The organism is Janibacter melonis (assembly GCF_020567375.1).
GTDB classification, from domain to species: domain Bacteria; phylum Actinomycetota; class Actinomycetes; order Actinomycetales; family Dermatophilaceae; genus Marihabitans; species Marihabitans melonis.
Map to the genome: position 1 here is coordinate 82,946 of NZ_JAJBZM010000002.1, position 25,604 is coordinate 108,549.

Annotated in this window: 24 protein-coding genes and 2 tRNA genes; 3 read left to right on the forward strand and 23 right to left on the reverse strand. The window is 69.0% G+C overall.

Annotation, left to right across the window (positions count from 1 at the left end):
- The first annotated feature begins 39 nt into the window (after positions 1–39).
- Both LIV55_RS06460 and LIV55_RS06465 read left to right on the forward strand, forming a co-directional pair.
- Positions 40–564, forward strand: a complete 525-nt coding sequence (locus tag LIV55_RS06460) for an RNA polymerase sigma factor (protein WP_229299682.1) — start codon at positions 40–42, stop codon at positions 562–564.
- The gene (locus LIV55_RS06465) at positions 557–1,378 is read left to right on the forward strand and encodes an anti-sigma factor (RefSeq protein WP_229299683.1); all 822 of its coding nucleotides are present in this window, start codon (positions 557–559) and stop codon (positions 1,376–1,378) included. The genes LIV55_RS06460 and LIV55_RS06465 overlap by 8 nt, the downstream gene beginning before the upstream one ends.
- A gap of 15 nt (positions 1,379–1,393) precedes the next feature.
- Here LIV55_RS06465 and LIV55_RS06470 read toward each other — a convergent pair whose 3' ends face one another.
- The 20 genes from LIV55_RS06470 to LIV55_RS06565 form a co-directional block, all read right to left on the reverse strand.
- Complete coding sequence (locus LIV55_RS06470) at positions 1,394–1,756, reverse strand: tRNA-binding protein (protein WP_229299684.1); 363 nt, start codon at positions 1,754–1,756, stop codon at positions 1,394–1,396.
- A gap of 50 nt (positions 1,757–1,806) precedes the next feature.
- Entirely contained in the window at positions 1,807–2,634 is an 828-nt protein-coding gene (locus tag LIV55_RS06475) for an SGNH hydrolase domain-containing protein (protein ID WP_229299685.1), read from the reverse strand.
- Positions 2,635–3,204: 570 nt separating this feature from the next.
- A complete protein-coding gene (locus LIV55_RS06480; RefSeq protein WP_229299686.1) occupies positions 3,205–4,623 on the reverse strand; it encodes a phosphotransferase in 1,419 nt (472 codons plus the stop codon).
- The gene (locus LIV55_RS06485; RefSeq protein ID WP_229299687.1) at positions 4,616–5,269 is read right to left on the reverse strand and encodes a GHKL domain-containing protein; all 654 of its coding nucleotides are present in this window, start codon (positions 5,267–5,269) and stop codon (positions 4,616–4,618) included. The genes LIV55_RS06480 and LIV55_RS06485 overlap by 8 nt, the downstream gene beginning before the upstream one ends.
- A 212-nt stretch (positions 5,270–5,481) precedes the next feature.
- The gene (locus tag LIV55_RS06490) at positions 5,482–7,320 is read right to left on the reverse strand and encodes an AAA family ATPase (protein WP_229299688.1); all 1,839 of its coding nucleotides are present in this window, start codon (positions 7,318–7,320) and stop codon (positions 5,482–5,484) included.
- 273 nt (positions 7,321–7,593) lie between these two features.
- Positions 7,594–7,669 (reverse strand) — tRNA-Ala (locus tag LIV55_RS06495).
- Between the two features lie 24 nt (positions 7,670–7,693).
- Positions 7,694–7,876 (reverse strand): DLW-39 family protein, encoded by a 183-nt coding sequence (locus LIV55_RS06500; RefSeq protein ID WP_068270957.1) that lies wholly within the window; start codon positions 7,874–7,876, stop codon positions 7,694–7,696.
- A gap of 38 nt (positions 7,877–7,914) precedes the next feature.
- Positions 7,915–7,988: transfer RNA gene (locus LIV55_RS06505), tRNA-Ile, on the reverse strand.
- 141 nt (positions 7,989–8,129) lie between these two features.
- Positions 8,130–8,591 carry a DUF3566 domain-containing protein gene (locus LIV55_RS06510; protein WP_224766930.1) on the reverse strand — a complete coding sequence of 154 codons (462 nt, stop codon included), beginning with the start codon at positions 8,589–8,591 and terminating at the stop codon, positions 8,130–8,132.
- Positions 8,588–11,185, reverse strand: coding sequence for a DNA gyrase subunit A (gene gyrA, locus LIV55_RS06515; protein ID WP_229299689.1), 2,598 nt, complete (start codon positions 11,183–11,185; stop codon positions 8,588–8,590). The genes LIV55_RS06510 and gyrA overlap by 4 nt, the downstream gene beginning before the upstream one ends.
- A gap of 50 nt (positions 11,186–11,235) precedes the next feature.
- Positions 11,236–13,449: a DNA topoisomerase (ATP-hydrolyzing) subunit B gene (gyrB, locus tag LIV55_RS06520; RefSeq protein WP_225985092.1), complete on the reverse strand. Its 2,214-nt coding sequence runs from the start codon at positions 13,447–13,449 to the stop codon at positions 11,236–11,238.
- Between the two features lie 115 nt (positions 13,450–13,564).
- A complete protein-coding gene (locus LIV55_RS06525; protein ID WP_123093232.1) occupies positions 13,565–14,464 on the reverse strand; it encodes a serine hydrolase in 900 nt (299 codons plus the stop codon).
- A gap of 7 nt (positions 14,465–14,471) precedes the next feature.
- Positions 14,472–15,419 carry a hypothetical protein gene (locus LIV55_RS06530; RefSeq protein WP_123093233.1) on the reverse strand — a complete coding sequence of 316 codons (948 nt, stop codon included), beginning with the start codon at positions 15,417–15,419 and terminating at the stop codon, positions 14,472–14,474.
- A 124-nt stretch (positions 15,420–15,543) separates the two neighbouring features.
- Positions 15,544–16,992 (reverse strand): aldehyde dehydrogenase, encoded by a 1,449-nt coding sequence (locus LIV55_RS06535; protein WP_123093234.1) that lies wholly within the window; start codon positions 16,990–16,992, stop codon positions 15,544–15,546.
- A complete protein-coding gene (locus LIV55_RS06540) occupies positions 16,989–17,213 on the reverse strand; it encodes a tautomerase family protein (RefSeq protein WP_123093235.1) in 225 nt (74 codons plus the stop codon). Before LIV55_RS06540 ends, LIV55_RS06535 begins: the two co-directional genes overlap by 4 nt.
- Positions 17,213–18,016 (reverse strand): 2-keto-4-pentenoate hydratase, encoded by an 804-nt coding sequence (locus tag LIV55_RS06545; RefSeq protein ID WP_068270942.1) that lies wholly within the window; start codon positions 18,014–18,016, stop codon positions 17,213–17,215. Before LIV55_RS06545 ends, LIV55_RS06540 begins: the two co-directional genes overlap by 1 nt.
- Positions 18,016–19,104, reverse strand: a complete 1,089-nt coding sequence (dmpG, locus tag LIV55_RS06550) for a 4-hydroxy-2-oxovalerate aldolase (RefSeq protein ID WP_205473719.1) — start codon at positions 19,102–19,104, stop codon at positions 18,016–18,018. Before dmpG ends, LIV55_RS06545 begins: the two co-directional genes overlap by 1 nt.
- Complete coding sequence (locus tag LIV55_RS06555) at positions 19,101–20,096, reverse strand: acetaldehyde dehydrogenase (acetylating) (RefSeq protein WP_229299690.1); 996 nt, start codon at positions 20,094–20,096, stop codon at positions 19,101–19,103. Before LIV55_RS06555 ends, dmpG begins: the two co-directional genes overlap by 4 nt.
- Positions 20,097–20,110: 14 nt before the next feature.
- Positions 20,111–20,905 (reverse strand): 2-keto-4-pentenoate hydratase, encoded by a 795-nt coding sequence (locus LIV55_RS06560; RefSeq protein WP_123093237.1) that lies wholly within the window; start codon positions 20,903–20,905, stop codon positions 20,111–20,113.
- A gap of 698 nt (positions 20,906–21,603) precedes the next feature.
- The gene (locus tag LIV55_RS06565; RefSeq protein ID WP_229299691.1) at positions 21,604–22,416 is read right to left on the reverse strand and encodes an IclR family transcriptional regulator; all 813 of its coding nucleotides are present in this window, start codon (positions 22,414–22,416) and stop codon (positions 21,604–21,606) included.
- Positions 22,417–22,494: 78 nt separating this feature from the next.
- Here LIV55_RS06565 and LIV55_RS06570 point away from each other — a divergent pair, with 78 nt between their 5' ends.
- Positions 22,495–23,247 carry an IclR family transcriptional regulator gene (locus tag LIV55_RS06570; protein ID WP_191681609.1) on the forward strand — a complete coding sequence of 251 codons (753 nt, stop codon included), beginning with the start codon at positions 22,495–22,497 and terminating at the stop codon, positions 23,245–23,247.
- Here the strand turns inward: LIV55_RS06570 and LIV55_RS06575 are convergent.
- Genes LIV55_RS06575 through LIV55_RS06585 form a run of 3 tightly spaced genes read right to left on the reverse strand, consistent with a single transcriptional unit; the run spans position 23,244 to position 25,603 of the window.
- A complete protein-coding gene (locus LIV55_RS06575; RefSeq protein ID WP_229299692.1) occupies positions 23,244–24,119 on the reverse strand; it encodes an alpha/beta fold hydrolase in 876 nt (291 codons plus the stop codon). The genes LIV55_RS06570 and LIV55_RS06575 overlap by 4 nt on opposite strands.
- A gap of 8 nt (positions 24,120–24,127) precedes the next feature.
- Positions 24,128–25,222: an NADH:ubiquinone reductase (Na(+)-transporting) subunit F gene (locus tag LIV55_RS06580; RefSeq protein ID WP_201468146.1), complete on the reverse strand. Its 1,095-nt coding sequence runs from the start codon at positions 25,220–25,222 to the stop codon at positions 24,128–24,130.
- 42 nt (positions 25,223–25,264) lie between these two features.
- A complete protein-coding gene (locus LIV55_RS06585; RefSeq protein ID WP_191681606.1) occupies positions 25,265–25,603 on the reverse strand; it encodes a phenol hydroxylase subunit P4 in 339 nt (112 codons plus the stop codon).
- Position 25,604: the final 1 nt, after the last annotated feature.

Sequence of the window (25,604 nt, forward strand, 5' to 3'; positions counted from 1 at the left end):
CCTCCGCACCGGGACCTCGCTCCCGAGGAGCGTGAAGCCATGGCTGTGCAGCTGAGCGAGGGCCGGCCGTCCGCGATCGAGGCGGCCTACCGGCACTACTCCCACCTCGTCTACACGATCGCGCTTCGTGCGCTGGGTGACCGGCAGGACGCCGAGGACGTGACGCAGCAGGTCTTCCTCGCCGCATGGCGCGGGGCGGAGAACCTCCGTCCGTCGCCCACCGCGCTGCCCGGCTGGCTCGTCGGCATCGCCCGGCACAAGATCGCCGACGTGCTGCAGGCCCGCGGGCAGGAGTCGCGGCGGCTGCGTGCCGTCGCCGACGAGACGGGTCGGATCGGCCCAGCGACCTCGCGCGACCACGCGCTCGAGATCGCGGTCATCGCCGAGCTCGAGGCGATGGGCGACCCCCGTGGGCAGATCCTGCGGATGACGATCATGGAGGGGCTGAGCCACAGCGATGTCGCCGACCGGCTCGACCTGCCGCTCGGGACCGTGAAGAGTCATGCCAGACGAGGGCTGATCCACCTACGACAGGTGCTCAAGGAGGTGCGAGACGATGACTGAGACCATGCGATGGACCGATGGCCACCCGGACGAGGAGGCCCTGGCCGACCATGCCTTCGACGTGCGCGACGGTCTGCCCGGTGATCTCGACGTCGTCGCGCACGTCGCCGGGTGCGCGCAGTGCTCGGCCGACCTCGCAGAGCTGAGCGACCTGGCCCGTGGTCGGGTGCCGGGCGAAGGGGGGCCCCTCGCCCGCGCGGTCGACGACCGAGGCGAGATCGCCTGGCAGTACCCCGACGAGCGGGTGTGGCACGCGATCGCCGCCGAGATGGGCACGCCCGCGCTCACGGTGGTCGGCGAGGAGCGGCCGGCCCGTGCCGTGCCGGCCCCGGCCGACCGGGCGGGCGACGGCCCGACCCCTGCTGCGGAGCGGTCCGCCGGCGGCTTCAGCCTGCGGCGCACGGTGCCCTGGCTCGCCGGTGTCGCCGCGCTCGTCGTCGGCCTCGCCCTCGGGCGCGGCATCGGCGACCCGAGCCCCGAGGTCACCGAGGTGGCCCGGCTCAGCACGGTCGACGACGCGAAGGAAGCGCGCGGCCAGGCCGAGCTCGTGCGCGCCGGCGACGGCCTGCAGCTGCGGGTGCAGCCGCAGTCTCTGCCGAAGGGGCCCGGCTACCTCGAGGTGTGGCTGCTCAACACCGACGGGTCTCGCATGGTGTCGGTCGGTGTCCTCGACGGTGACTCGCCCCAGGACTACACGGTGACGCAGGACCTCATCGACGAGGGCTACACGGTCGTGGACATCTCGCGCGAAGCCTTCGACGACAAGCCGGAGCACTCCGGCGACTCGCTGGCCCGAGGGACCCTCGGGGCCTGAGGTTCGCTGCCGGCGTCAGACGAGTCGGCTGCCGTCGGGCACCGTGCTGGCCGTCGTGGCGAGGACGATGCGGCCCTCGTCGTCGGGCGCCCCGGTCACGAGCACCTCGGACACGACCCCCGCGATGCGCTTCGGCGGGAAGTTGACCACGCACAGCACCTGCCGGCCGACGAGGTCCCCGGGCTCGTAGAGGTCGGTGATCTGAGCGCTGGAGGTCTTGGTGCCCAGCGGCCCGAGGTCGATCTGCAGGACGTAGGCCGGCTTGCGGGCCCGGGCGTTCGGCTCGGCCGCCGTGATGGTGCCGACCCGCAGGTCGACCCGCTCGAAGGTCGCCCAGTCGAGGGGCTCCGGAGTCTGTGCGTCCTGGGGCTCGTCCACGGGGGTGATGCTCGCACGCCGGTGACTGGATGGGGCGTCCCGTGCGTGCGTCAGCGGGTGAGGGTCGCGAGCCGGCCGGCGAGGACCTCCCGGGACCAGGTGGCGGTGAGGTGGTTGGAGACGCCCCGGTAGACCTGGACCGGCCCGTCGGTCCCGGTGTGGACGGGCGAGTAGGTCGGGCCCGACCCGCGGGCGGCGATGGGCGTGAGGTCGAGGACGGAGATGCGTGGGCTGGCCTGCCGGGCGGCGGTGAGCGTCGCGGACCGTCCGGCGTCCGCGTCGGTGAGGCGGAAGCGGCAGCGAGTCGTCGGGCTGCTCGACGCGACGACGCACGAAGGGAGCGTCGCGACGTCTGCGGGCAGCGGCGACGCCGTCACGAGGTGGACCGTGGCGCCGTCGGCTCGCAAGCGCCACACGGTCGACCGGATCTGGGTGCTCGTGCCGAGCCCTCGTCCGGCGAGCACGACGATCGGCCGACGGCCGTCGCGGGCCTTGGCCCGGATCTGGCTGCGGACCCGGGCGGACCACCGGCCCGAAGGGGAGTCGCCTGCCGGCAGTCGGAAGATCCCGCCGGACTTCGTACGGGGGAGCAGGGCGCGGTGCTGGCCCGCGGTCGACCGACGCAGGCCATCCGCCAGCTGGCCGGCCATCGAGTCACCGACGAGGAAGACCGGTCGCCCGTACCCGTAACGACGCGTCGTCGGGACCTCGCGCGCGCCCGTCAGGTGATCGCCGGTGGCGTAGTGGAAGGGCTCGTCGAGCTGCGTGGCGCGCACGGTCGACGGGTCGACGCCATCGGCCGACGCGGCGGAGGGAGCGGCGACGAGCATCGCGGCGGCGACGAGTGCGGGTGCGACCAGCAGGCGGGTGGCGGACATGCTCAGCATGGTCCTCCGCCTCGCCCAATCCCTCCACCAACGATCGCCGGGCGCTCGAAAGGCGCCCGAGTCAATGAGACGGCGCAGGCTTTGCGGCTGGTGAGATGTGGGGCGACTGCGCACTCGTCTTGACGACCCCGACACGCTGACCCAGTCAACCCATACGACTGCAACCGAAACTTCACGCTCCGCGACGTCAAAGCAGGGGTGCACGGTCATTTCGGTTCGCGCGACCCGTCGGGCAGGTTGGTCGCGGCGAGAGCGATCCGTGTGGTCATCCAGGCAACCCGACGGATCCCCGCGAGCCCCCTCGCCGACCTCGCCATTCGCCCGCGCGCCGCGACGGCAGTCCCACGCCACAGCCGAATAGGCCTCAGAATGAGGATCTACGCCCACGTCTCATCGAACTCCATTCAGCACACACCCAGGCGCCTAGGGCGGCGAACTGGCCAACCCTCCATGAAGCCAGCGGCGTCGCGGCATCTCATCTGCGTCCTCGTGTCGTAACTCCTAGCCACCGCTCGACGCGAACAACGTCGCAGTTTGTGACCAGATGCTTGCTGCCGCCGCCTATAGCTCGGCGAGCCGGCGTGCCGCAGAGCGTGCGATCGCTAGTGCCCGTCCCAGTACGACCTGGTCGTCCTGCACATCCTTAAAGTTTAACTGCCTAACAGCGAAAGCTAACGTTAACGCCCACTGCTCCCGCTCACTCTGCACGGTGCTAGCGCACCACCGTTGGGATGCGCTGGTCCACATCGGAATTGGGCACCCGTCCAAAAACTGTTCAGAAAAGACATCTAGACACTGGTCTGCCAGCGGCCACTCTTGCGACCTGATTGGCGAGGTTTCGTGGAAAAGCGGTGCGAGAAGCGCCGTTACAGCGTCCAACGCCATGGAACCTTCGGTCTCACTATCAAAATCGATCAGGACCGGATTTCCGTTCACTTCCAGTATGTTGCCCGGATGCATGTCTCCGTGCTGAGCGCCCACCCGGGTGGTCGCCGTCAGAGTCCCACGTGGAGCATCAATCTCGTACTTAAGCATCAGTTCACTCAGCTTGGCCCAGTTGACCAGCGGCTCCGCTAACTTGGCCACCGTCACCTGCGACGGCCTCCCCTGGAGATGGGTGCCCTCCAACTCCGCGATCTTCTCAAGATTTCGTGCTGCACGGTTGTCGTCGTCTTTAAGAAGGGACATGGCAGACACCGGCGCACTGTCTGCGCTCTGCATAACCAGTAGTCGTTTTCCGAAACACAGCCCAGAAATCTCCGCAATGGGCGCAGCGATGAATGGAGAGGGTAGAAGTGTGTGCAGACCACCGGGCGCCAAAGACTTGCGACCACTTGTCTTCTTCACTACGACAGATGCAATCGGCCGCGCCTTCTCATCCGTCACACGACAGTGCCACACTGCTAATCCCTTAACCCCTCCCGCCAAGGCCGTTGCCTGCAGCGCAACGCCTTCGAAGTGAAGCGCGACGCGAGCCAGAAGCTGCCGGTCAATCTTTGCGTCGTCGCCACTGCTGTCCAACCCGACCACCTCGACGTCAGAAATGCCGTCGATTAGGAACGAGAGGCGCTGTACAAACTCACTGAACTCAATTGCCTGACTTTTTTGAAACGGAGTGACTCGATCGATCGTGTCCCCGGGAGCGCCGACGCTAATGGTTCCGCGATTGCGCGTCGAGAACTGGAGGTGTTCGATACTTGTATATCCCGTGAAGATGATGAACGGCGTGTCGGAAAAGCGCGTGGTCCAGTCATTCAGTAGGTCGTCGCCATGATTATCAACAGGTTCATCGAGCGCTGTCACCGGCAGTCGACGATCAAGCACCACCACGTCAATCGGGTGTTCCACTGATCGGATCTGAGCGCGAGCGGACTCGATGTCAGTGAAATGAACGGTGTCAAATCCCGATTCGGCTAGGACCGCCTTGCTGAACTCTGCCTGTTCGATATCGTCCTCAACCAAAATGGCAAACTTAGCCATATCGTTTCCCTCTCAGCGTGAAGTTGGCGGTGGACCCCACCGCGCGCAGTTCCACCTTGTAACCCAGTCGGCCAGCAGCCAATTGCATGACACGTGTGCCCAACCCTCTGTGTCCGACCTTGCTCGTGCGGCCGCTAGCTGCGACGGAGTCGAGATCGAAAGCAGCACCCACGAACCGGTTACTGATAGCTAGCCAAAACGAATCCTCGCTAGTTCCTGTAGAAACGAGAATTTGACCTTCCTCCGGAGCCAGTGGCCGCGACGCATCCGCTGCATTCTGCAGTGCATTTGACACGATCAGTGACAGCAGCCCGGGGTCCGTAAGAATTTCATCAGACCCTTCCGTCGAGATCTCAAAAGAAAACATCGCACGTGGGTATTCCGAGGAAAGGGAACCCGTTACTACTTCCGCAAGTGAAATAAGTCTCATTTCGGGGAGCCGTTGTGCGTTGGCTAACTTCACCAGTCCGTCAACCCGGCGACGGAGGCCTTCGACCGCGCGATTGGTTGCACTAGCGCCGAACTCGCGAACTTCTTGATTGGCGGCGTGACGGATCCATCCGATGGCCGGTTCCATCTCATGCTGAATCAAACTTCCCAGATCTTGAAGCGTTGCTTGCAGTGACTCCTGCGGGTCCAACTCCACGGCGCTGATCGCAGGTGCTGACTTAGCGAGATCCGTGTTCCGTAATGCGGCGCTAAAGGCATCGCGGATCCGGGGGACCCTCTCCCGAGAGAGTGCCTCCGTCACAAGTCGCCGTTGTTCGTCGTCTAGAGTGTGCGATACAGCCCACTCGGCTGCCTTCATTCGTTCGGAAGGAAGACCCGACTGAAGGTTTTCAAAAGCATTCGACGCAATCACGGCGTTATACCGTGAGTCCGATAAAACATCGCGCGTTTGCGGAATGCTTCCTCTCCTCCCTCCATAACGGTAGTGATCGCGGTGACGATCGAATCGTCATCATACGACCCCTGATTGCTGACATATCCGCGTCGGCCATTGCTTTCCATCGAGAGAACTGAGGCTGCGGAGCCGAGCACTGGGATGTTCGCGTTATGGGTGGCGACTATCGTTTGCGCCTGGGCGGAGCTGCGATTGTTCAGACCGACGACCACATTATCCACGAGGTACGCGTTATCTAGGTGATCCTCTGGCTGATCCAACACGAGCGTTCTCTCATGCTCTGTCAGCAAGATGGGAAGGGTCACGGCGCATTTCTGGCCCGTAGACAATTCTTCAACACTTTTTAGCGAAGACCCATCAAGAAGTAGGAAGTCCGCCCGGTCAGCCAACCGCACAAGGGAGAGCGCGCTCAGCGTTTCGGGATTTGCCATCCACTGGAACGCTCTGCTGACCCGGTCCGCAGGAAGATTCGTTAACAGTGAGGCGCGATCCCAGTCCCGTTCTTCAATCAATTCGAGAAGCTGGCGGGGGAGGAGGTGCCGTGAGAAGGCGTCTGCAACAGCTGTGTACTTCAATCCCGAACCCTGGAGGGCGCCGCCGAGGAATTTCCGGAACTCTCCGGCATCAGCGAGATGCTCAATGGAAACGGTCACTCGAGACGACAAATTTCGAGATACATTATCCGCGACAGCGACCCTCGCCAGATACTGCTGCTCACTCTGAGTTTCAGCCCGCGTGAGCAGGTCAGTCCTTCTATCCTGGGTTTCGGCGTACCGCCGCCTAAGAACTTCAAGTCGCTCCTGCTTTTCCCCCAGCCTTGCGATCTGACTCCGCAGGTTCCGTGCGCGGGCTGTTAGTTCGCCGAGGCCGCGCTCCGCTTCATTAAGTTGAGTCCGTATGGGTTCGGCCAAAGAGCGCAACTCCGGCTCTCTGGTACGCCGGGACTGTCGCTCCCGGTCCAGCAAACGAGAAACGGACTCAAGCTCGAGACGGTACCGCGTCAGAGACTGCTTCGCCACGTCCAAGTGGCCCGCTACTTTTTCCTGCAGTTCTGTCGCCAGCGGGAGAATCGTTAGTTCATTAAACGCAGTAGCGGCAATAGAATGAGTTGCGAGCGACTTGGACAAGTGTTCTTCGAAGGAGTGCGCTTGATTCAGATCTGCCTGCAGCTGCAGTAACTCACCTTCGAGCCGGTGCAGCAGTTGCCTGTTTTCACTCAACTCGAGGGTGGCTTCGCTCATCAGCGAGGCCTCTTGAGCAACCATCACCTCAAGGTCAGCTTGGAGTGCTGGCCGTTGTGCCACGTCTTCAGCCAGCTCGTCAATCTGATCACGCAACTCGGCCAAGAGGCTAGTCACCTCCGCGACCTCTGGGTCCACTTGTGACGATGAGGTCAGCTGGGCCCTCAAGTCGATGAGCCTCAGCCGACTGTCAGCGTTGGACGCGATGCTCTCAAGTTCGTTCTGTCCCAGGAGTAGCGCCACATTCGCCATCTCGACCCTGCGGCCCCCACCGTGCGCGTCTACTACCAGTCGGTACGACTGGCGGTCACCCTCGATATCGAGCACTACTTCGCCATCGCCAAGGAGGTAGAAGATCCGCCGCTCTTCGGCCTCCCTTCTGGACGGGTCCGCGTGCTCCGCGCCGAGCCCGTGTCGGATCAGCTCCAGCAGGGTGGTCTTGCCTGAGCCCCGTGGCCCGATGATCACATTGAGGCCACGCTGGAACGACACGTCGAGACCAGTCAAGAAGCCTCCGGTTACTCGAAGCCGCGATATCCACACGCGGCTCATCCTGTCAGACGACTCAGTGCATGTGACTGCGGTGACAGCGAGCAACCTGAATCGGAGGCCCCTACCGACCAGCCCACGCCCTGGAGTCCACCACGCGATGGGCACCCCCGCTTACGACGGGTCTCACACCTGTCCGCTGTTCCCGACCTGCCGATGATGGCCACGTGGCAAGCGCGCTGGTGCCGCATGCCCTCTTCGGGCACAGCGGTACTCGTTTCGCGCAAAGACTCGAAGGACGCCACTCCCTACAACATAGAAAGGGGCTCTGACTTGTGGTGGAGCCAAGGGGACTCGAACCCCTAACCCCCTGCTTGCAAAGCAGGTGCGCTACCAATTGCGCCATGGCCCCTGGATGTGAAGTTGTGCGATCCCGTCAGGCGCGGGAGTCGGTGGCCGCGGCCCACACGTCGCGCGGCGGGGCGGACGCGGTGCCTCCGCGCTGGCCACCGGCGGCAGCTGCGGCGTAGAGGTCCTTCTCCGAGCGCTGCGCCTCGATCTTGCGGCGGGCGTACGCGGCTCCTGCGGCAACGGCAGCGAGGGCGAGGATCTTCTTCATCGGCTGCTCCGTGGTCGGGCATCGAAGGGGGGATCGGGTGGGCCTAAGAGGACTTGAACCTCTGACCTCTTCCTTATCAGGGAAGCGCTCTAACCGTCTGAGCTATAGGCCCGTGTGCGACCGGATGCGTGGTTTCGAGGCTCAGGCCGTGAGGGCCTTCGCACCTCAACCACCGTGGCTGACGCGACGCCCGAGGTTACCCCACGGCTGGCGTCGCGGCCAAAACGCGGGGGTCCCTGGGGTCGTGCAGCCCTCAGTCGTCGGTGAGGGTGAGGTGGAGGCCGCCGACGAGACTGGCGACGATGTTGTACAGGAAGGCGCCCAGGGTGGCCAGGGCGGTCAGCAGGACGACGTCGACGACCGCGACGACGACCGACAGCGAGACGACCCGGCCGAAACCGAGGAAGTCCATGATGTCGAAGGTCTGGCCCGAGCCGTCACCGATGATCTGGCTAGCCAGGGAGTTGATGGAGTCGAAGACCCCCATCGCCGACATCAGACTCCACAGCACCGCGCTCATGACGACCATCGCGATGCCCAGGGCCACGGAGAGGAGGAAGCCGACCTTCATCGCCGACCACGGGTCCACCCGGGAGACCATGAGCTTGACCCGACGACCACCCCGAGCGGGTCGGGACGCCGCGGGACGGGGGGCGCCCGCCCCCTTCGCACCCTCGCTGCCGCGAGAGGCCTGCATCACCGTCGTGTCGCTCACTGGTCACCTCCGGGGGCCTGGTCCCCGCTGTCAGTCGTGGCGTCCGTGGCCGGCTCAGAGCCGTCCTCGGACGCAGGTCCAGGCTCCGACGCTACCGCGTCGTCCTCCACCTCTGCTGCGACACCCCGGTCGACGTTGCGCGCGACCGCCACGATCGCGTCGCCCTTGCGGGGGGTGGCGAAGGAGACACCCATGGTGTTCCGGCCGGTGCGGGAGACCTCGGTGACCGCCGAGCGCACGATGTTGCCGCGCTCCATGACGACCATGACCTCATCGTCCTCGCTCACCGTGAGCGCCCCGACGAGCTGGCCGCCCTTGCCGGACTTGGCCGCCATGACGCCGAGCGTGCCGCGCCCCTTCGCCGTCCACTCCGAGGCCGGCGTGCGCTTGGCGACGCCGTTCTCGAAGACGACGAAGACGTCGGGGTCGGTGCCCTCCTCGATGACCTGCATCGACAGCAGCGAGTCGCCGTCGCGGAACTTCATGCCCGTGACACCGCTCGTGCCGCGCCCCATCGGGCGCAGCTGCTCATCGGTGGCGTGGAAGCGCACCGACATCGCGTTGCGCGAGACGAGGAGCAGGTCGTCGGCGGCAGAGGCGAGACCCGCGGTGACGAGCTCGTCGCCGTCGCGCAGGTTGATCGCGATGAGACCGCCGGAGCGGGGGGAGTCGTACTCGGTGAGACGCGTCTTCTTCGTCAGGCCGTTGCGGGTAGCCAGGACGAGGTAGGGCGCCGCCTGGTAGTCCTTGATCGCCAGGACGGCCGCGATCTGCTCCTCGGGCTGGAAGGCGAGGAGGTTCGCCACGTGCTGGCCCTTGCCGTCGCGCGACGCCTCGGGCAGCTCGTAGGCCTTCGCCCGGTAGACCCGCCCGAAGTTGGTGAAGAAGAGCAGCCAGTGGTGCGAGGTCGTCGTGCCGAAGTGCTCGACGACGTCCTCGCCGCGCAGGGTCGCGCCGCGCACGCCCTTGCCGCCCCGCTTCTGGCTGCGGTACTCGCTGACCTTGACCCGCTTCGCGTAGCCGCCGCGGGTGATCGTCACGACGACGTCCTCCTCGGGGATGAGGTCCTCCATCGCGACGTCGCCGTCGTAGGGCAGGATCCGCGTGCGCCGGTCGTCGCCGTACTTGTCGACGATCGCCTGCAGCTCCTCGGAGACGATGCTGCGCTGGCGCTCGGGCGTGGCGAGGATGTCCTGGTAGTCGAGGATCTGGGCCTCGAGCTCGTCGTGCTCGTCGATGATCTTCTGCCGCTCCAGCGCGGCGAGCCGGCGCAGCTGCATCTCGAGGATGGCGCGGGCCTGCTCCTCGTCGATCTCGAGCAGGTTGATCAGCCCGTCACGGGCCGCCTCGACGGTGCGCGACGCGCGGATGAGGGCGATGACCTCGTCGAGCGCGTCGAGCGCCTTGAGCAGGCCGCGCAGGATGTGGATCGCGGCCTCGGCCTTGGCCAGGCGGTACTTCGTGCGCCGGACGATGACCTCGATCTGGTGCTCCACCCAGTGCCGGATGAAGGCCGAGATCGGCAGCGTGCGCGGCACCCCGTCGACGAGGGCGAGCATGTTCGCGCCGAAGTTCGTCTGCAGCTGGGTGTGCTTGTAGAGGTTGTTGAGCACGACCTTCGCCACCGCGTCGCGCTTGAGCACGATGACGAGCCGCTGGCCGGAGCGACCAGAGGTGTGGTCCTGGATGTCGGCGATGCCCTGGACCCGGCCCTCCTTGACGAGGTCGGCGATCTTCAGCGCCAGGGTGTCGGGGTTGACCTGGTAGGGCAGCTCGGAGACGACGAGGCACGTGCGCCCCTGCAGCTCCTCGACCTCGACGACCGCGCGCATGATGATCGAGCCGCGACCGGTGCGGTACGCCTCGTCGATGCCGCGGGTGCCCATGATGAGCGCGCCCGTGGGGAAGTCCGGACCGGTGATCCGCTTCATCACCGCCTCGAGGGCCTCCTCGCGGCTGGCCTCGGGGTTCTGCAGCATCCACTGGGCGGCGTCGGCGACCTCGCGCAGGTTGTGCGGCGGGATCTGCGTGGCCATGCCGACGGCGATGCCGGCCGAGCCGTTGACGAGCAGGTTGGGGAAGCGCGAGGGCAGGACGTCGGGCTGCAGCGTCTTGCCGTCGTAGTTCGGCACGAAGTCGACGGTGTCCTGGTCGATGTCGCGCACGAGCTCGAGCGCGATCGGCGCCATCTTGCACTCGGTGTACCGGGGGGCGGCCGCGCCGTCGTTGCCGGCGGAGCCGAAGTTGCCCTGCCCGTCGATGAGCGGGTAGCGCAGCGACCACGCCTGCACGAGGCGCACCATGGCGTCGTAGATCGCGCTGTCGCCGTGCGGGTGGTACTGACCCATGACGTCGCCGACGACGCGCGAGCACTTGTTGTAGCCGCGGTCGGGGCGGTAGCCGCCGTCGTACATGGCGTAGACGATGCGGCGGTGCACCGGCTTGAGGCCGTCGCGCACGTCGGGCAGCGCACGGCTGACGATGACGCTCATCGCGTACTCGATGTAGCTGCGCTGCATCTCCGCGTTGAGGTCGATCGGGTCGATCCGGTCGGTGGTGACCTCGGTGCCGGTGCCGTCGGGGGTGTCAGTCATGTCGTCCTCTAGCTCGCAAGTTCGGGCGAAGGGGGGTGCTCGGGCCCCGGTCAGATGTCGAGGAAGCGCACGTCACGTGCGTTCTTCTGGATGAAGGAGCGGCGGGACTCGACGTCCTCGCCCATGAGCACGGAGAACATCTCGTCGGCCGCGGCGGCGTCGTCGAGGGTCACCTGGAGCAGCACCCGCGAGTCGGGGTCCATCGTGGTCTCCCACAGCTCCTGGTAGTTCATCTCGCCCAGACCCTTGTAGCGCTGGACGCCGTTCTCCTTCGGCAGGCGCCAGCCCTGGCTCTGGCCGTGGGCGATCATCGCGTCGCGCTCACGGTCGGAGAAGGAGAACTCGTGCTCGTGGTTGCTCCACTTGAGCCGGTACAGCGGCGGCTGGGCGAGGTAGACGTACCCGGCCTCGATGAGCGGCTTCATGAAGCGGAAGAGCAGCGTGAGCAGCAGCGTGCGGATGTGCATGCCGTCGACGTCGGCGTCGGCCATGAGGACGATCTTGTGGTATCTCGCCTTGGCGATGTCGAAGTCCTCGCCGATGCCGGTGCCGAAGGCGGAGATGAGCGCCTGGACCTCGGTGTTGGCCATGACCCGGTCGATGCGGGCCTTCTCGACGTTGAGGATCTTGCCGCGGATGGGCAGGATCGCCTGGTTCTCGGGGTTGCGACCCGCCTTCGCCGAGCCGCCGGCCGAGTCGCCCTCGACGATGAAGACCTCGGAGATCGTCGGGTCCTTGCTCTGGCAGTCCGAGAGCTTGCCGGGCAGGCCGCCGGACTCGAGCAGGCCCTTGCGGCGGGTGGCGTCGCGCGCCTTGCGCGCCGCGATCCGGGCGGTCGCCGCCTGGACCGACTTGCGCACGATGTCCTTGCCCTTGGTCGGGTTGGCCTCGAGCCAGTGGCCGAACTCGTCGGTCATCGCGCGCTGGACGAAGCCCTTGACCTCGGAGTTGCCGAGCTTGGTCTTCGTCTGGCCCTCGAACTGCGGCTCGCCGAGCTTGACCGAGATGACGGCCGTGAGCCCCTCGCGGATGTCGTCGCCGGTGAGGTTGTCGTCCTTGTCCTTGAGCAGGCCCTGCTTGCGCGCGAAGTCGTTGATCATCTTCGTCAGCGCCGCACGGAAGCCCTCCTCGTGGGTGCCGCCCTCGTGGGTGTTGATGTTGTTCGCGTAGGTGTGGACCGACTCGCTGTAGGCGGTCGTCCACTGCATCGCGATCTCGAGGGAGAGCGAGCGCTCGGTGTCCTCGGTCTCGATGTCGATGATCGTGTCGATGACCGGCTCGGCCTTCTTGCTGCCGACGAGGTGGGTCACGTAGTCGACGAGACCGTTCTCGTAGCGGTAGGTGACGGTGCGCGCCGTCTTCGTCGTCGCCTGGCCGCCGTCACCGGCGTCGTCGTCGTGCTCGACCTCGGTGATGTCGGCGTCGACGGCGTCGAGGTCCTCGTCGGCGTCCTGGTCCCGCTCGACGCGCTCGTCGATGAGGGTGACCGTCAGGCCCTTGTTGAGGAAGGCGGTCTGCTGGAAGCGCGCCCGGATCGTCTCGTAGTCGTACTCGACGGAGTCGAAGATCGCGGCGTCGGCCCAGAAGGTGATCGTCGTGCCGGTCTCCTGCGTCTCCTCCATCCGCTCGAGCGGAGCGGTGGCGACGCCGTAGTCGAAGGACATCCGGTGGGCGTAGCCCTTCTGGCGCACGCAGACGTCGAGGCGCGTCGACAGCGCGTTGACGACCGAGGAGCCGACGCCGTGCAGACCGCCGGAGACCTTGTACCCGCCGCCGCCGAACTTGCCGCCGGCGTGCAGCTGGGTGAGCACGAGCTCGACCGCGCTCACGCCTTCGCCCGCGTGCATGTCGGTGGGGATGCCGCGGCCGTCGTCCTTGACCCGGACGGCGCCGTCGGCCATGAGCGTGACGGTGATCGAGGTGGCGTAGCCGGCCAGGGCCTCGTCGACGGAGTTGTCGACGATCTCCCACACGAGGTGGTGCAGGCCGCGCTCGCCGGTGCTGCCGATGTACATGCCTGGACGCTTGCGGACGGCCTCGAGACCCTCGAGCACCGTGATCGCGCTCGCGTCGTACGCGGCGGGGTCGTCGCCGGCGGCGACGAGGGCGGCCTCGGCCGCCGCCTCGTGCTCGGCGCGGGCCTGCTCTGCCTCCGCGGGGGTGAAGATCTCGTCGGTGCCTGGGGTGTCGTCCTGCTCGGCCACAGGTCTCCTCGTCGTCATGCCGACGGCGCGCCGTGAGCGCGCCGTCCGACGTGTGTCCATGATGTGCCCTCAGTCTACCGCCCGAGCGCGACAACGCACGCACGTGCGCGCCCGTGGCGGCCGATCTGAGCGCCAGAACTCCCCGTCGAGGACTCCCGGTATGGCTCCTACCCCCTCAGCGGCTGTGAGAGGCCTTCTCGCAGCGCCCGCCCGGGAGGTCCCCCGCGTGCTCCTCGAGGACCTCCGCCAGCTCGTCCCCCAGCGCGCTGCCGCGCTCGTAGCTGCTCGTCCGGATCGTCATGGTCACGGCGACGTGCTCCCCCTTCGCACCCCTCATCACCCCGAGCTGACGGGCGACGTAGCCGTCGTCGGTCGGCCCCCACCCGCCCTTGACGAGGGAGCCGTCGAGCCGGCCGACGCCCCACGCCTGCCAGTCGAGGACCCGACCCATGGGGTCGGTGACGGTCTCCGCGTCGCGCAGGCAGACCGCGCCGGCGACGAAGCGCGCCTGGTCCGAGGCGCGCCACCGCGTCTGCCCGAAGGGGGAGAAGCCCGCCACGGTCGAGCGGCGCTGGACCGTCGTACGACGGTCGCCGCCGTCGGCGAGGACGTCCTCGACCGCCCGCTGCGCCCGGCTCGGCGAGCCCAGCCCCTGCCACAGCCGCAGCGCGGCGTCGTTGTCCGAGGCGGTGAGGGCGAGCTCGACGTCCGCCTCGACCGAGCCGTCGTCCGGGGCCGCGCGGGTCGCGGCGAGCGCGAGCGGCACCTTGATCGTCGACCAGGCGGGCAGGGCCTCGTCGCGACCCATGACAGCGGGGGCGCCCGAGCCCCCGACCGGGGCGACGGCCAGGCTCACCTGCTCGTCGGGGTGGCGGGAGATGACTGCCCGCAGGTCACGCCGGGTGGCCGCGTCGAGCGTCGCCCGCTCGGGGGCGGGCGACGCGGACCGCGTCGCGGTCGGGCTCGGTGAGGCGGAGGTCGTCGTCGGCCCGGGGTCGACGGGGCTCGCCGTGCACCCCGCGAGGGCGAGCGCGGCGACGACCGGGACGAGCGCCCGGCGGGCGCCGCGGCTCACCAGCGGCCTAGTAGAGGACGACCGAGGCGTCGTTGCCCCCGGTGCACGTCGTCACCGTCGCGCCGGAGCAGCGCATCGTGTACGTCTGGTCGGTCACCGGGCTCTTGACGAGCAGGGTGGCCGAGCCGTCGCTGCCGGGCGTGTCGGCGAGGTAGGCGTCGCGGACCGCCTCGGCGAAGGGGCACGACGTCACCTCGGTCGCGGTGCCGGCCCGAAGGCCCTGCTTCGCGGTGCCGCACGCGGTCGCGCCCTCGGGCAGCACGCCCGCGCGGGTCGGCGAGGAGGAGCTGCTCGAGCTGCTGCTCGAGCTGCTGCTGGAGCTGGACGACGAGGGCTGGCCGCCGTCCGCGGACGAGGAGGTCGGCGCGGGCGAGCTCGCGGTGCTGCTCGGCTCGTCGTCACCGAGCAGACGCAGCCCGGCGACGGCCAGGAGCGCACCGGCGACGAGGGCGCCGACGAGGAGCAGGACGAGACCCGCGGTGCGGCCGCCGCCCGAGCGCTGCGGCGCCCGGGGCAGCGGCGCGGGGGCCGCGCTCTGCGGGTGGTGCTGGGGGCCGGGCTGGGGCGGCGGCGCCTGGTACGCGGCTGCGCCGGCACCGCCGACGGCGGCACCCGTGCCGGCCGCGGGGGAGACCCCGGTGCTCGGGTCGTCGGGGTGGCGCTCGTAGCCGGGGCGGTAGGCCGCCCACTGCTGCGGGGTCTGCTCAGGGGTCTGCGGGGTGGCCGCCGACCGGCCGGCGGGGGTCTCGGACCCCCCTTCGTCCTCGGTCCACCAGTGCGTCGGGACCGCGTCGGAGGTCGCCTGCGGGGGGCGGGCCATGACCTGCGTCGGGGTGTCCTCGCCGTCCTCGACGCGCGGCAGCTCGGTCGTCGCGTCCGCGCCGTCCTGGGCGCGCTCGGGGTCGCCGAAGAGGACGTCGTCCAGGGGTGTGGGCTCCTCGCCGTCGCGGCTCATCGTCGCCCTCCTCTCGTCTCGGGCAGTCGTCCAGCCTGCCAAGGATCGCCGGAGTTGTCACAACGCAGACGTCCCGGGCACGCGTGACGTGTGCCCGGGACGACCCCTGAGGAGGGTGCTGCGGTCAGGCGCTCGTGCGGTCGATCTGCATGACGACGGCCTTGGGCTCGGTGAAGAACTCACGGCTGAAGTCCCCGCCCTCGCGGCCGACGCCGGAGTCGCCGACACCGCCGAAGGGGGTGCGCAGGTCGCGGATGAAGAAGCAGTTGACCCACACGGTGCCCGCCTTGAGCCGGGAGGAGACCCGGTGGGCCCGCGAGAGGCCCTCGGTGAAGAGCATCGCGTTGAGCCCGTAGCGCGTGTCGTTGGCGAGGTGGACGACCTCGTCCTCGGTCGAGAAGCGGTTGACGACGCACACCGGCCCGAAGATCTCCTCGCAGTACGCGGGGGCGTCGAGGGGCAGGTCCTCGATGATCGTCGGTCGCACGAGCCAGCGGCCCTCGCCGTCGACGCCGCCGGTGCGGATCGTGCCGCCCGTGGCCTCGACCCCTTCGACGTAGCCGACGACCTTGTCGTAGTGGCGCTTGGAAGCCAGGACGGAGAACTTCGTCTCGGGGTCGAAGGGGTCGCCGATCGGCAGCGCCTCGGCCGCGGCCTGGAAGCGCTCCATGAACTCGTCGTAGATGCCGTCCTGGACGAAGAGGCGCGAGCCGGCCAGGCAGATCTGCCCGGAGTTGCGGAAGATCGCCTCGACCGCCCAGTGGACCGCGTTGTCGAGATCGGCGTCGTCGAAGACGACGTTCGCGCCCTTGCCGCCGAGCTCGAGGGAGACCGGGGCGAGGTGGGTCGAGGCCGAGGCCATGACCGCCTTGCCGGTCGTCGAGGAGCCGGTGAAGGTCACGCGGTCGACGCGGTCGTCACCGGTGAGGGCGGCGCCGGCGGGCGCCCCGTGGCCGTTGAGCACGTTGAGGACACCGGGCGGGAAGCCGGCCTCGACCGCGAGCCGACCGAGGAGGGTCACCGAGGCGGGGGTGTCCTCGCTCGGCTTGATGATGCACGTGTTGCCCCACGCGATGGCGGGCGCGATCTTCCACGTCGCCATCATCAGCGGGAAGTTCCACGGCGAGATCGCCGCGACGACCCCGACGGGGCCGAACTCGCTGTACGTGTGGTGGCCGCTGTCCATGGGGAAGACCGAGCCGACGTGGTCGCGCTGGTGGTCGGCGAAGAAGCGGAAGTTGTCGGCGGAGCGGGCGACGTCGTGCTTGGCCTGGGCGAGGGGCTTGCCCATGTTCGTGCTGTCGAGGGTCGCCAGCTCGTCGGTGCGCTCCTCCATGAGGTCGGCGAGGCGGTGGATGAGCCTTGCGCGCTCGACGCGGCCCATGCGGGGCCACGGGCCCTCGTCGAAGGCCGTGCGGGCGCTCGCGATCGCGCGGTCGGCGTCGGCCTCGCCGCCCTCGGCGGCCTGGGCCCAGACCTCCTGCGTCCACGGGTTGTAGACGTCGAAACGGCCGCCGTCGAGCGACTCGACCTCGACGCCGTCGATGATGTGACCGAAAAAGGTGTCGCTCATGACGAGCTCCTCTCTGCGGAGGCGTCCTGCGACGCCAGCCGCTCGGCGATCGTCACGTCGCCCGCCGCGAAGTGCTCGCGGGGGATCTCGGTGACGAGCACGCGGATGTTGGACTTGGGGGCGACCTCGGCCTCGACGATCGCGTCGGTGACCTTCGAGATCATCGAGCGGATCGCCTGCGGCGAGCGGCCCTGGGTGAGGGTGATCTGGACGACGGGCATCAGGCGTCCCCCTTCGTCCCACCGCTGATGAAGACCGAGCCGAGGTTGCTGAAGTGGCAGGCCACGCTCGACCCGGGCGGCGCGAAGACCGCGTCGGTCATGCCGCCGGTGAGCACGACCCAGCCGGCCTCGATGGCGTGGCCGCGGGTCGCGAGGTCGTTCGCGGCGAGCGCGAGCGCCTCGCCGGGGTGACCCTGGACCGCGGCGCCGGTCGCCGAGTCGACGACCTCGCCGTCGACCTCGACGAGGACGGCCTCGAGGGAGAGGTCGACCTCGCTCGGGGCGAGCCCGAGCCCACCGGTGACGAAGGCGCCCGAGCTCGCGTTGTCGGCGATGACGTCGCCGGCGGCGAACTTGAAGTCCTTGTACCGGCTGTCGATGACCTCGGCGCCGCCGTGCACGGCGGCGACGGCCGCCATGGCCTGCGCGCCCGTGACACCGGGGCCCTCGAGCCGCTCGCCCATGACGAAGACGAGCTCGGGCTCGATGCGGGGGTGGATGAGCGCGTCCTGGGGCACGGGGTCGCCGGCGGGCAGGATCATCGCGTCGGTGAGCCAGGCGACGAAGGGGGTGTCGACCCCCATCCGCTGCTGCTTGGCGCGCGAGGTGAGGCCGAGCTTGACCCCGATGAGCTTCTCGCCGCGCTCGAGGCGCTTGGCGAGGGTGAGGTCCTGGATCTCGTAGCCGGTCGCGACGTCGAGCTCGGGCCACTCGTCGGTGAACTTCACCCGGTCACGACGCTCGTCCTCGCAGGCGAGCAGCTCGGCGGCGACGGACTCGACGTCCCACTGCTGGGCGGCCATCAGGAGGTCGCCCCGAGCGCCTGGAGGTCGCCCATGTCGATCTCGTGCTGCTTCTGCAGCTCCAGCGCCACGTCGATGATCATGTCCTCCTGGCCGCCGACGTAGCCGTACTCGCCGACCTTCGACAAGATCGCGTGGGCCGGCACGCCGTAGCGCTCCGAGGCCCGCTCCGCGTGGATGAGGAAGGAGCTGTAGACGCCCGCGTAGCCCTGGGTGATCGAGGAGCGGTCCATCCACGGCAGACGGCGGATGTAGGGCCGCACGACGTCCTGGGCCGCGCCGAGGATGCCGTCCATGTCGACCCCGGTGGAGATGCCGAGGCGCTCGAAGGCCACGGCGAGGACCTCGGTGGGGGAGTTGCCCGCCCCGGCGCCGAGCGCGCACAGCGAGCCGTCGATCTGACGGGCGCCGGCGCGGTAGGCGAGCACGGAGTTCGCGACGCCGAAGGACATGTTCTGGTGGCCGTGGTAGCCGACCTGGGCCTGCGAGCCGATCTCGGAGACGAGGGCGCTCACGCGCTCGGAGACGTCCTCGAGGATGAGGGCGCCGGCGCTGTCGACGACGTAGACGCACTGGCAGCCGGCGTCGACCATGATGCGCGCCTGCTTGGCGAGCTCCTCGGGCGTGACCATGTGGCTGAGCATGAGGAAGCCGACGGTCTCCATGCCGAGGTCGCGGGCTGCGCCGAAGTGCTGGATCGAGACGTCGGCCTCGGTGCAGTGCGTGGCGATGCGAGCGATGTCGGCGCCGTTGTCGCGGGCCTGGTGCAGGTCGTGGACACGGCCGAGACCGGGCAGGAGGAGGACGGCGATCTTGGCCCGCTCGGCCTCGGCCCGGGCGGCCTTGATGAGGGACATCTCGTCGACGGCGGAGAAGCCGTAGTTGAAGCTCGAGCCGCCGAGCCCGTCGCCGTGGGTCACCTCGATGACCTGGACGCCGGCCTGGTCGAGGGCGCGGACCGTCGTGCGGACCTGCTCCTCCGTGAACTGGTGCGACATCGCGTGCGAGCCGTCGCGCAGCGTCGTGTCGGTGAGGCGCACGTCGACGCCGCCGGAGAACTCCGGGATGGGGTGGGTCATCTCGCTCATGCCGAGACCTCCTGCTGCTTCGTGTCGGGCGAAGGGGTGGTGGCCGGGTCCTCGGAGACCCAGCCGGTCTCGACGCCGAGGCGGTGGGCGACCATCATGTCGCCGACCCGGGCCGCGGCCGCGGTGATGATGTCGAGGTTGCCGGCGTAGTCGGGCAGGTAGTCGCCGCGACCCTTGACCTCGACGGGGACGGTGACCCGCGCCATGCCGTTCCACAGGTCACGGGCGTGGTCGAACTGCGGCTCGGCGCGCAGGTGGTAGCCGGGGACGTACTCCTGGACGCGCTCGACCATGGCGGCGATGGACTCGCGGACCCGGTCGTTGAGCTCGCCGGCCTCGGCGGCCTCCTCGGGGATGGCGCAGAAGACGGTGTTGCGCATCATCAGCGGGGGCTCGACGGGGTTGAGGATGATGATCGCCTTGCCCTTCGTCGCGCCGCCGACGACCTCGAGGGCCTCCGAGGTGGTCTCGGTGAACTCGTCGATGTTGGCGCGGGTGCCGGGGCCGGCGGACTTGCTCGAGATCGAGGCGACGATCTCGGCGTAGGGGACCGGGACGACGGAGGAGACGGCCGCGACGATCGGCGTCGTCGCCTGACCACCGCAGGTGATCATGTTGACGTTCGTCGCGTCGAGGTTGAAGTCGAGGTTGACCGGCGGGCAGAGGTAGGGGCCGACGGCGGCCGGGGTGAGGTCGACGGCGAGGATGCCGGCCTCGGCGTAGCGCGGCGCGTTGGCCTGGTGCGCCTTGGCCGAGGTGCACTCGAAGACGACGTCGGGCAGCTCGTCCTGCGCGAGGAGCCAGTCGACCCCTTCGTGGCTGGCCTCGAGACCCAGGGTCTTCGCGCGGCGCAGGCCGTCGCTCGCCGGGTCGACGCCGATCATGTAGCGCGGCTCGATGATCTCGGAGCGGCGCATGAGCTTGAACATCAGGTCGGTGCCGATGTTGCCGGGGCCGACGATCGCGGCGGTCCCCTTCGTGCGTGCAGTCATGTCTGTCTCGTCTCTCAGCTGTGGGCGAAGCGGGCCGTGACGCTGCCGAGCCCGGCGAAGGTGGCGGTGAAGGTGTCGCCCGGGGCGACCGGGCTCATGGCGGTGACGGAGCCGGGGAGGATGACCTCGCCCGCCTCGAGGGTCGTCCCGAGCGCGCCGAGGGTGTTGGCGAGCCAGACGAGCGAGGTGATCGGCGAGCCGAGGACGGCGCCGCCGGCCCCAGTCCCGATGACCTGGGCGTTGCGGTGGAAGACGCAGCCGACGAGGCGCAGGTCGACCTCGTGCAGGGGGGTCGGCGTCGAGCCGAGGACGTAGCCGCCCGAGCTCGCGTTGTCGGCAATGGTGTCGGCGAGGGTGATCTTCCAGTCCGCGACGCGGCTGTCGACGACCTCGAGGGCCGGGAGAACGTAGTCGACCGCGGCGATCGCCTGGGTCACGGTGACGCCCGGGCCGGCCAGCGGAGACTTGAGGACGAAGGCGATCTCCGGCTCGACCCGCGGCTGCAGGAAGCGGTCGGCGGGGATCGGCTCGTGCTCGGCGTAGACGAAGTCGGCGAAGAGGTGGCCGAAGTCGGGCTCGGTGACCCCGAGCTGCTTCTGCATCGCGGCGGAGGTCAGCCCGACCTTGTGCCCGACGACCGTGCGCCCGTCCTCGGTCCAGCGGCGCACCTGCTCGAGCTGGATGCCGTAGGCGTCCTCGACCGTGAGCTCGGGGTAGTCCGCGGTGAGCGGCGGGATCGGGGTGTGGGTCTCGTAGGCCCGCAGCAGGCGCTGCGCTGCCTCCTGCTGGACCTGGCTCGGCTCGCCCATGGGTCTCCTTCGACGGTGCGGACTTCGATCAAAACTAGGGATGTCGGGGGCGCGGTGGTCGGCTCGTTCCCTTCGGTGGAACGTGCGCCGGGTGCGTCCCGCAGCGACCTCACGAGGCTCCCGCACCCACCCCGGCCAGGGCTACGAAACCGTCCCGATCAGCGGGACACCCCCGCCGCGGATGGTCGAGGGCCCTGCTGGTCGAGGTGCGACGGAGGAGCCTCGAGACCAGGCCCCAGCCGTTTGCTGGTCGAGGTGCGACGAAAGAGCCTCGAGACCACACCCCCCCCCCAACTGCTCGAGAAGCTGGCAGCCGCGCGGGTTGCAACCCGAGCACCCGCCACCATCTCGAGGAGGCGGGGTCCCCCTTCGCCCGGGTCGAGGTGATCCCACGACCCCCAGCACACCCAGATACCTCGACCCGCGCCGCACCCCTCGATGACCGAGGTGCGAGGGGCGCCAGGCCCGAGCCTCGAGACCACACCGCCCGAGAAGCTGGCAGCCGCGCGGGTTGCAACCCGAGCACGCGCCAACATCTCGAGGAGGCTGGATCCCCCTTCGCCCGGGTCGAGGTGTCGCCGCGACCCCCAGCACGCCCGGACACCTCGACCAGCGCATCCCCGTCGCCCGAGGAGCAGGCCACGACAGGGCAGACCCCCGCCACCTCGCGAGGTGACGGGGGTCCGGGGGGTGGCGGGTCAGTGGGTCTGGCGGCCGATCCGGCGGGCGGCGGCGCGCAGCAGGGGGACGATGCGGTCCTCGCGGGCGACGACGGACTCGCTCGGCCCGAAGACCGAGATCGAGGCGACGGCGAGCTCGCCGCGCAGGACGGGCACGGCGATCGAGCTCACCCCGTCGAAGGACTCGTCGACGGCCATGGCGTACCCCTTCGAGCGCACCCCGGCGAGCTCGTGCGCCCAGTCCTGCTCGGTGCGCACGGTGCCGCGCACCCGCGGCGGGAAGCCGGCCTCGCGGCGGGCCCGGTCGACGGTGAGGCTGAAGGCGGCGATGGCCTTGCCCGAGCTCGTCACGTGGGCGGGGAAGCGTCGGCCGGCGTGACCGAGGATGTGCTCGCCAGCACCGAGCGCGATGCGCTCGAGGAAGACGACGTCGGCGCCGTCGGGGACCCCGAAGTTCACGGTGAGCCCGGTCTGGGTGGCCACCTGGCGAAGGGTGGGCAGCGCCCGGTGGCGCAGCTCGTGGCGCCCGATGGTCAGCTCGCCGAGCTCGTACAGGTGCAGCCCGAGACGGTAGAGGCCGGTCTCGGGGTCCTGCTCGATGAAGCCACGCCCGGCGAGCGTCGTGAGGACGCGGTGCACGGTGCTCTTGGCGATGCCGAGCCGGCGGGCGATGTCGGAAACCCCGAGCTCGCCGTCGGCGGCGAAGCACTCGAGCACGTCGAGAGCCGTCGTCACCGAGCGCAGGCCACCGCCGTCGGACGGCTTGCGGCGCAACGGGGTCGACGCGCACCAGGCGGTCTCGACGGGCTGGATGACGGGCTGTGCTGACATGGTGCTCTCCTCGGCAACGACGGTGTCGTGAGGTCTGTTGTGTCGACGATCCCGCCGCGTGTGCGGCATGATCAAGGAATGCGTCCCGATGAGCGGAACACCGCTGACGACGGCGTCATCGCCCGTGCCAGCGCGATCCTCGACGCCGTCGCGAAGGGGGCGTCGGGGGTCCGGGCGATCGCCCGCGCGACCGATCTCCCGGTGAGCTCCGTGCACCGGCTCGTCGCCCAGCTCGTCGAGGTCCAGGTGCTCGAGCGTCTCGACGACCGCATCCGCCTGGGGCCCAAGCTCTTCGAGCTCGGCACCCAGGTGCCGGCCCATCGCGACCTGCGCGACGCCGCCGACCCCGTCATGGAGGACCTGCGAGCGGCGACCCACCACCGCGTGCACCTCGCGATGCTCGACGGCGTCGACGTCGTCTACCTCAAGATCCTCGGCCCGAACCTCGGCCTGGACTCGCGGCTCGGGGGTCGCCTGCCGGCCCACGCGACGGGGGTGGGCAAGGTGATGCTCGCGTACTCGCCGATGGCGACCGTGCGGGCTCGCGTCGAGGCCGGGCTGCCGCGCTTCACGCCACGGACGATCACCACGCCGGGCCAGCTGACCCAGGAGCTGCGCAAGATCCGCAGCGTCGGCATGGCGCTCGACCTCGAGGAGTCGACGGTCGGCGTCTCGTGCGTCGCGGCACCGGTCTTCGGCTCCGACCGCAAGATCCGCGCGGGCCTGTCGGTGACCGGGCCGACCCGCTCGATCGACCCGGCTCATCTGGGCATCGCCGTGCGCACCGCGGCCTTCACCCTCAGCCGGACCCTGCGCGACTCGGGGCTCTAGCCCGGCTGCTGGTCGAGGAAGTCCAGGACCAGCTCGTTGAAGGCGGCGGCGTGCTCGATCTGCGTCCAGTGCCCGCACCTGCCGAAGACGTGCAGCCGCGCGTCGTCGATCCACTCGAGCATCGTCAACGAGGTCGACAGCGGGATGACCTTGTCGTCGCGCCCGTGGACGAGCAGCACCGGGGCCTCGATCCCGCGGATCGAGCCCTCCGGGTGGGCCATCGCGTCGACCCACCGCTGGCGGGGCGCGGGGAACATCGAGGAGAAGGCCTCCATCGTCCCGCTGCGCGTCGAGGCGGCGTACCGGCTCGCGACGAGCTCGTCGGTGATGAGCGAGCTGTCGTACGCGAAGGTCTCGCGCATGAGCCGGCCCATCGTCTCGACCTCGGGCTCATAGCCCCACACCGCGTCGAGCCCCTCGGTGATGGCGAAGGGGACGCCGACGCTGCCCATGAGGACGACCGAGCGCACCCGCTCCGGGTGGTGGATCGCGAGCGCGAGGGCCATCGACCCGCCGAAGGAGTTGCCGACGACGTCGACCCGGTCGACCTCGAGGGCGTCGAGGAGGTCGACGACCTGGCGCAGCCACACCTCGCGGCTGTACTCCTGGCCCTCCGGCACGTCGGTGAAGCCGAAGCCGGCGAGGTCCGGCGCGATGACGCGGTGCCGCGCGCCGAGCGCGGGGATCTGCAAGCGCCAGTTCGCGAAGGCGCTCACCCCCGGTCCGGACCCGTGGAGGAGGAGGACGGTCCCCCCTTCGCCCCCCGTCGGGGGACCGCTGTCGTGGTAGTTCGTGCGTAGCTGCCCGGTCTGGACGGACCGACCGATCTCGGGGTTCGTCGGGGCGGCAGTCGGGGTCGTCGTGCTCGTCACTGCTCGGATCACCTCTTGATCAGGGGGGACTTGAGACCGCCGTCGACCTTGTCGGCCTCGTTGAAGAAGTCCTCGCGGTAGATGTCGCGGGGGAAGAGCCGCTTGGACATGAGGACCTTGAGCGCCGACTCGACCATGAGCGGCGGGCCGCACAGGTAGCCGGCGCAGCCGGAGAGCTTGTCGTGATCGGCGGCGATGACGTCGGTCACCAGCCCGTATCCGTAGCGGTCGGGGTCGTCCCCCGAGGCGGCGACCTCCTCCGGGGTCTCGTCGGACAGGCACGGGCGGAAGGTGAAGCCCTCGTGCTCCTCCTCGAGCGCCCGGAAGAAGTCGACGTCGTAGAGCCAGGCGCGGGAGCGGCCGCCGGCGTAGAGGGTCAGCTCGCCCTCGTACTCGCCGTTCTCCAGGGCGTGGCGCACCATCGACTTCATCGGGGCCATCCCGGTGCCGCCGCCGACCATGATCCCGTGGCGGTCGTCGCCGGTCTTGAGCACGAAGCGCCCGTACGGCCCGGAGAGCGCGATCTGCTGGCCGACGGCGAGGTCCTTGAAGACCCAGCCGTCCGACCCGCGCCCGCCCTCGACCTTGCGGATGTGGAACTCGAGGGTCTTGGTCTGCGTGGGCGGGTTGGCCATCGAGTACGTGCGGTCGACCTCGGGGCCGTCGGCGCACGCGGGGACGAGCAGCTTCATGTACTGCCCGGCGTTGAAGCCCATCTCGCGGTCGAGCTCGACGACGAGACGGCGGGTGTCGGTCGCGATGTCCTCGAGCACGGTGACCGTGCCCGTGTAGTCGTCGACGGGGAAGACCTCGAGGTCCTCGTCGACGTCGAGGTCGGCCTCGATCGTCACGTCGGAGCGAGGCTTGGCGCAGCAGGTGAGCAGCTTCTCCTCGCGCTCGAAGTCCATGAGCGCGAAGGAGCTGGCCTCGCCGTGGTCCACCTCACCGTCGAGCCACTCGCTCTTGCACGTGGCACAGGTGCCGTGGGTGCACGAGTGGGGCAGCCACACGCCGTTGCGCAGGCAGGCCTCGAGGATGGTCTGGTCCTCGTCGCACTCGATCTCGCGACCGAGCGGCTCGACGGTGATGGTGTACCGCGTCATGACAGTCCTCGCTCTTCGTGGGTACCGCCGGGGCGGCCGCGATCAGGCGGCCGCACCCCGCATGGACAGCGTGGCCTTGTGGGCGATGCCGAGGTCGGCGAGCGACTTCTGCGGGTCGGGGGCGAAGGGCTCGCCCCCGAGAGTCCACTCGAAGTCGCTCCAGTCCTTGCCCTCGGCGAGCTCGGGGTCGGTGCCGGCCCACGGCACGAGGACCTGCGACCAGAAGTCGCCGAAGGTCATCGAGCGCGGCGCCCGCTGCGTCACCGCGGCGCAGAACCACGGGTTGTCGCGCCACCACACGTGGACCATCTGGTCCTCGCCGTAGAGCTCCTGGCGCGAGCGCGACGGGAAGTCGTACGCGCCGATCGTCTTCAGAGCCATC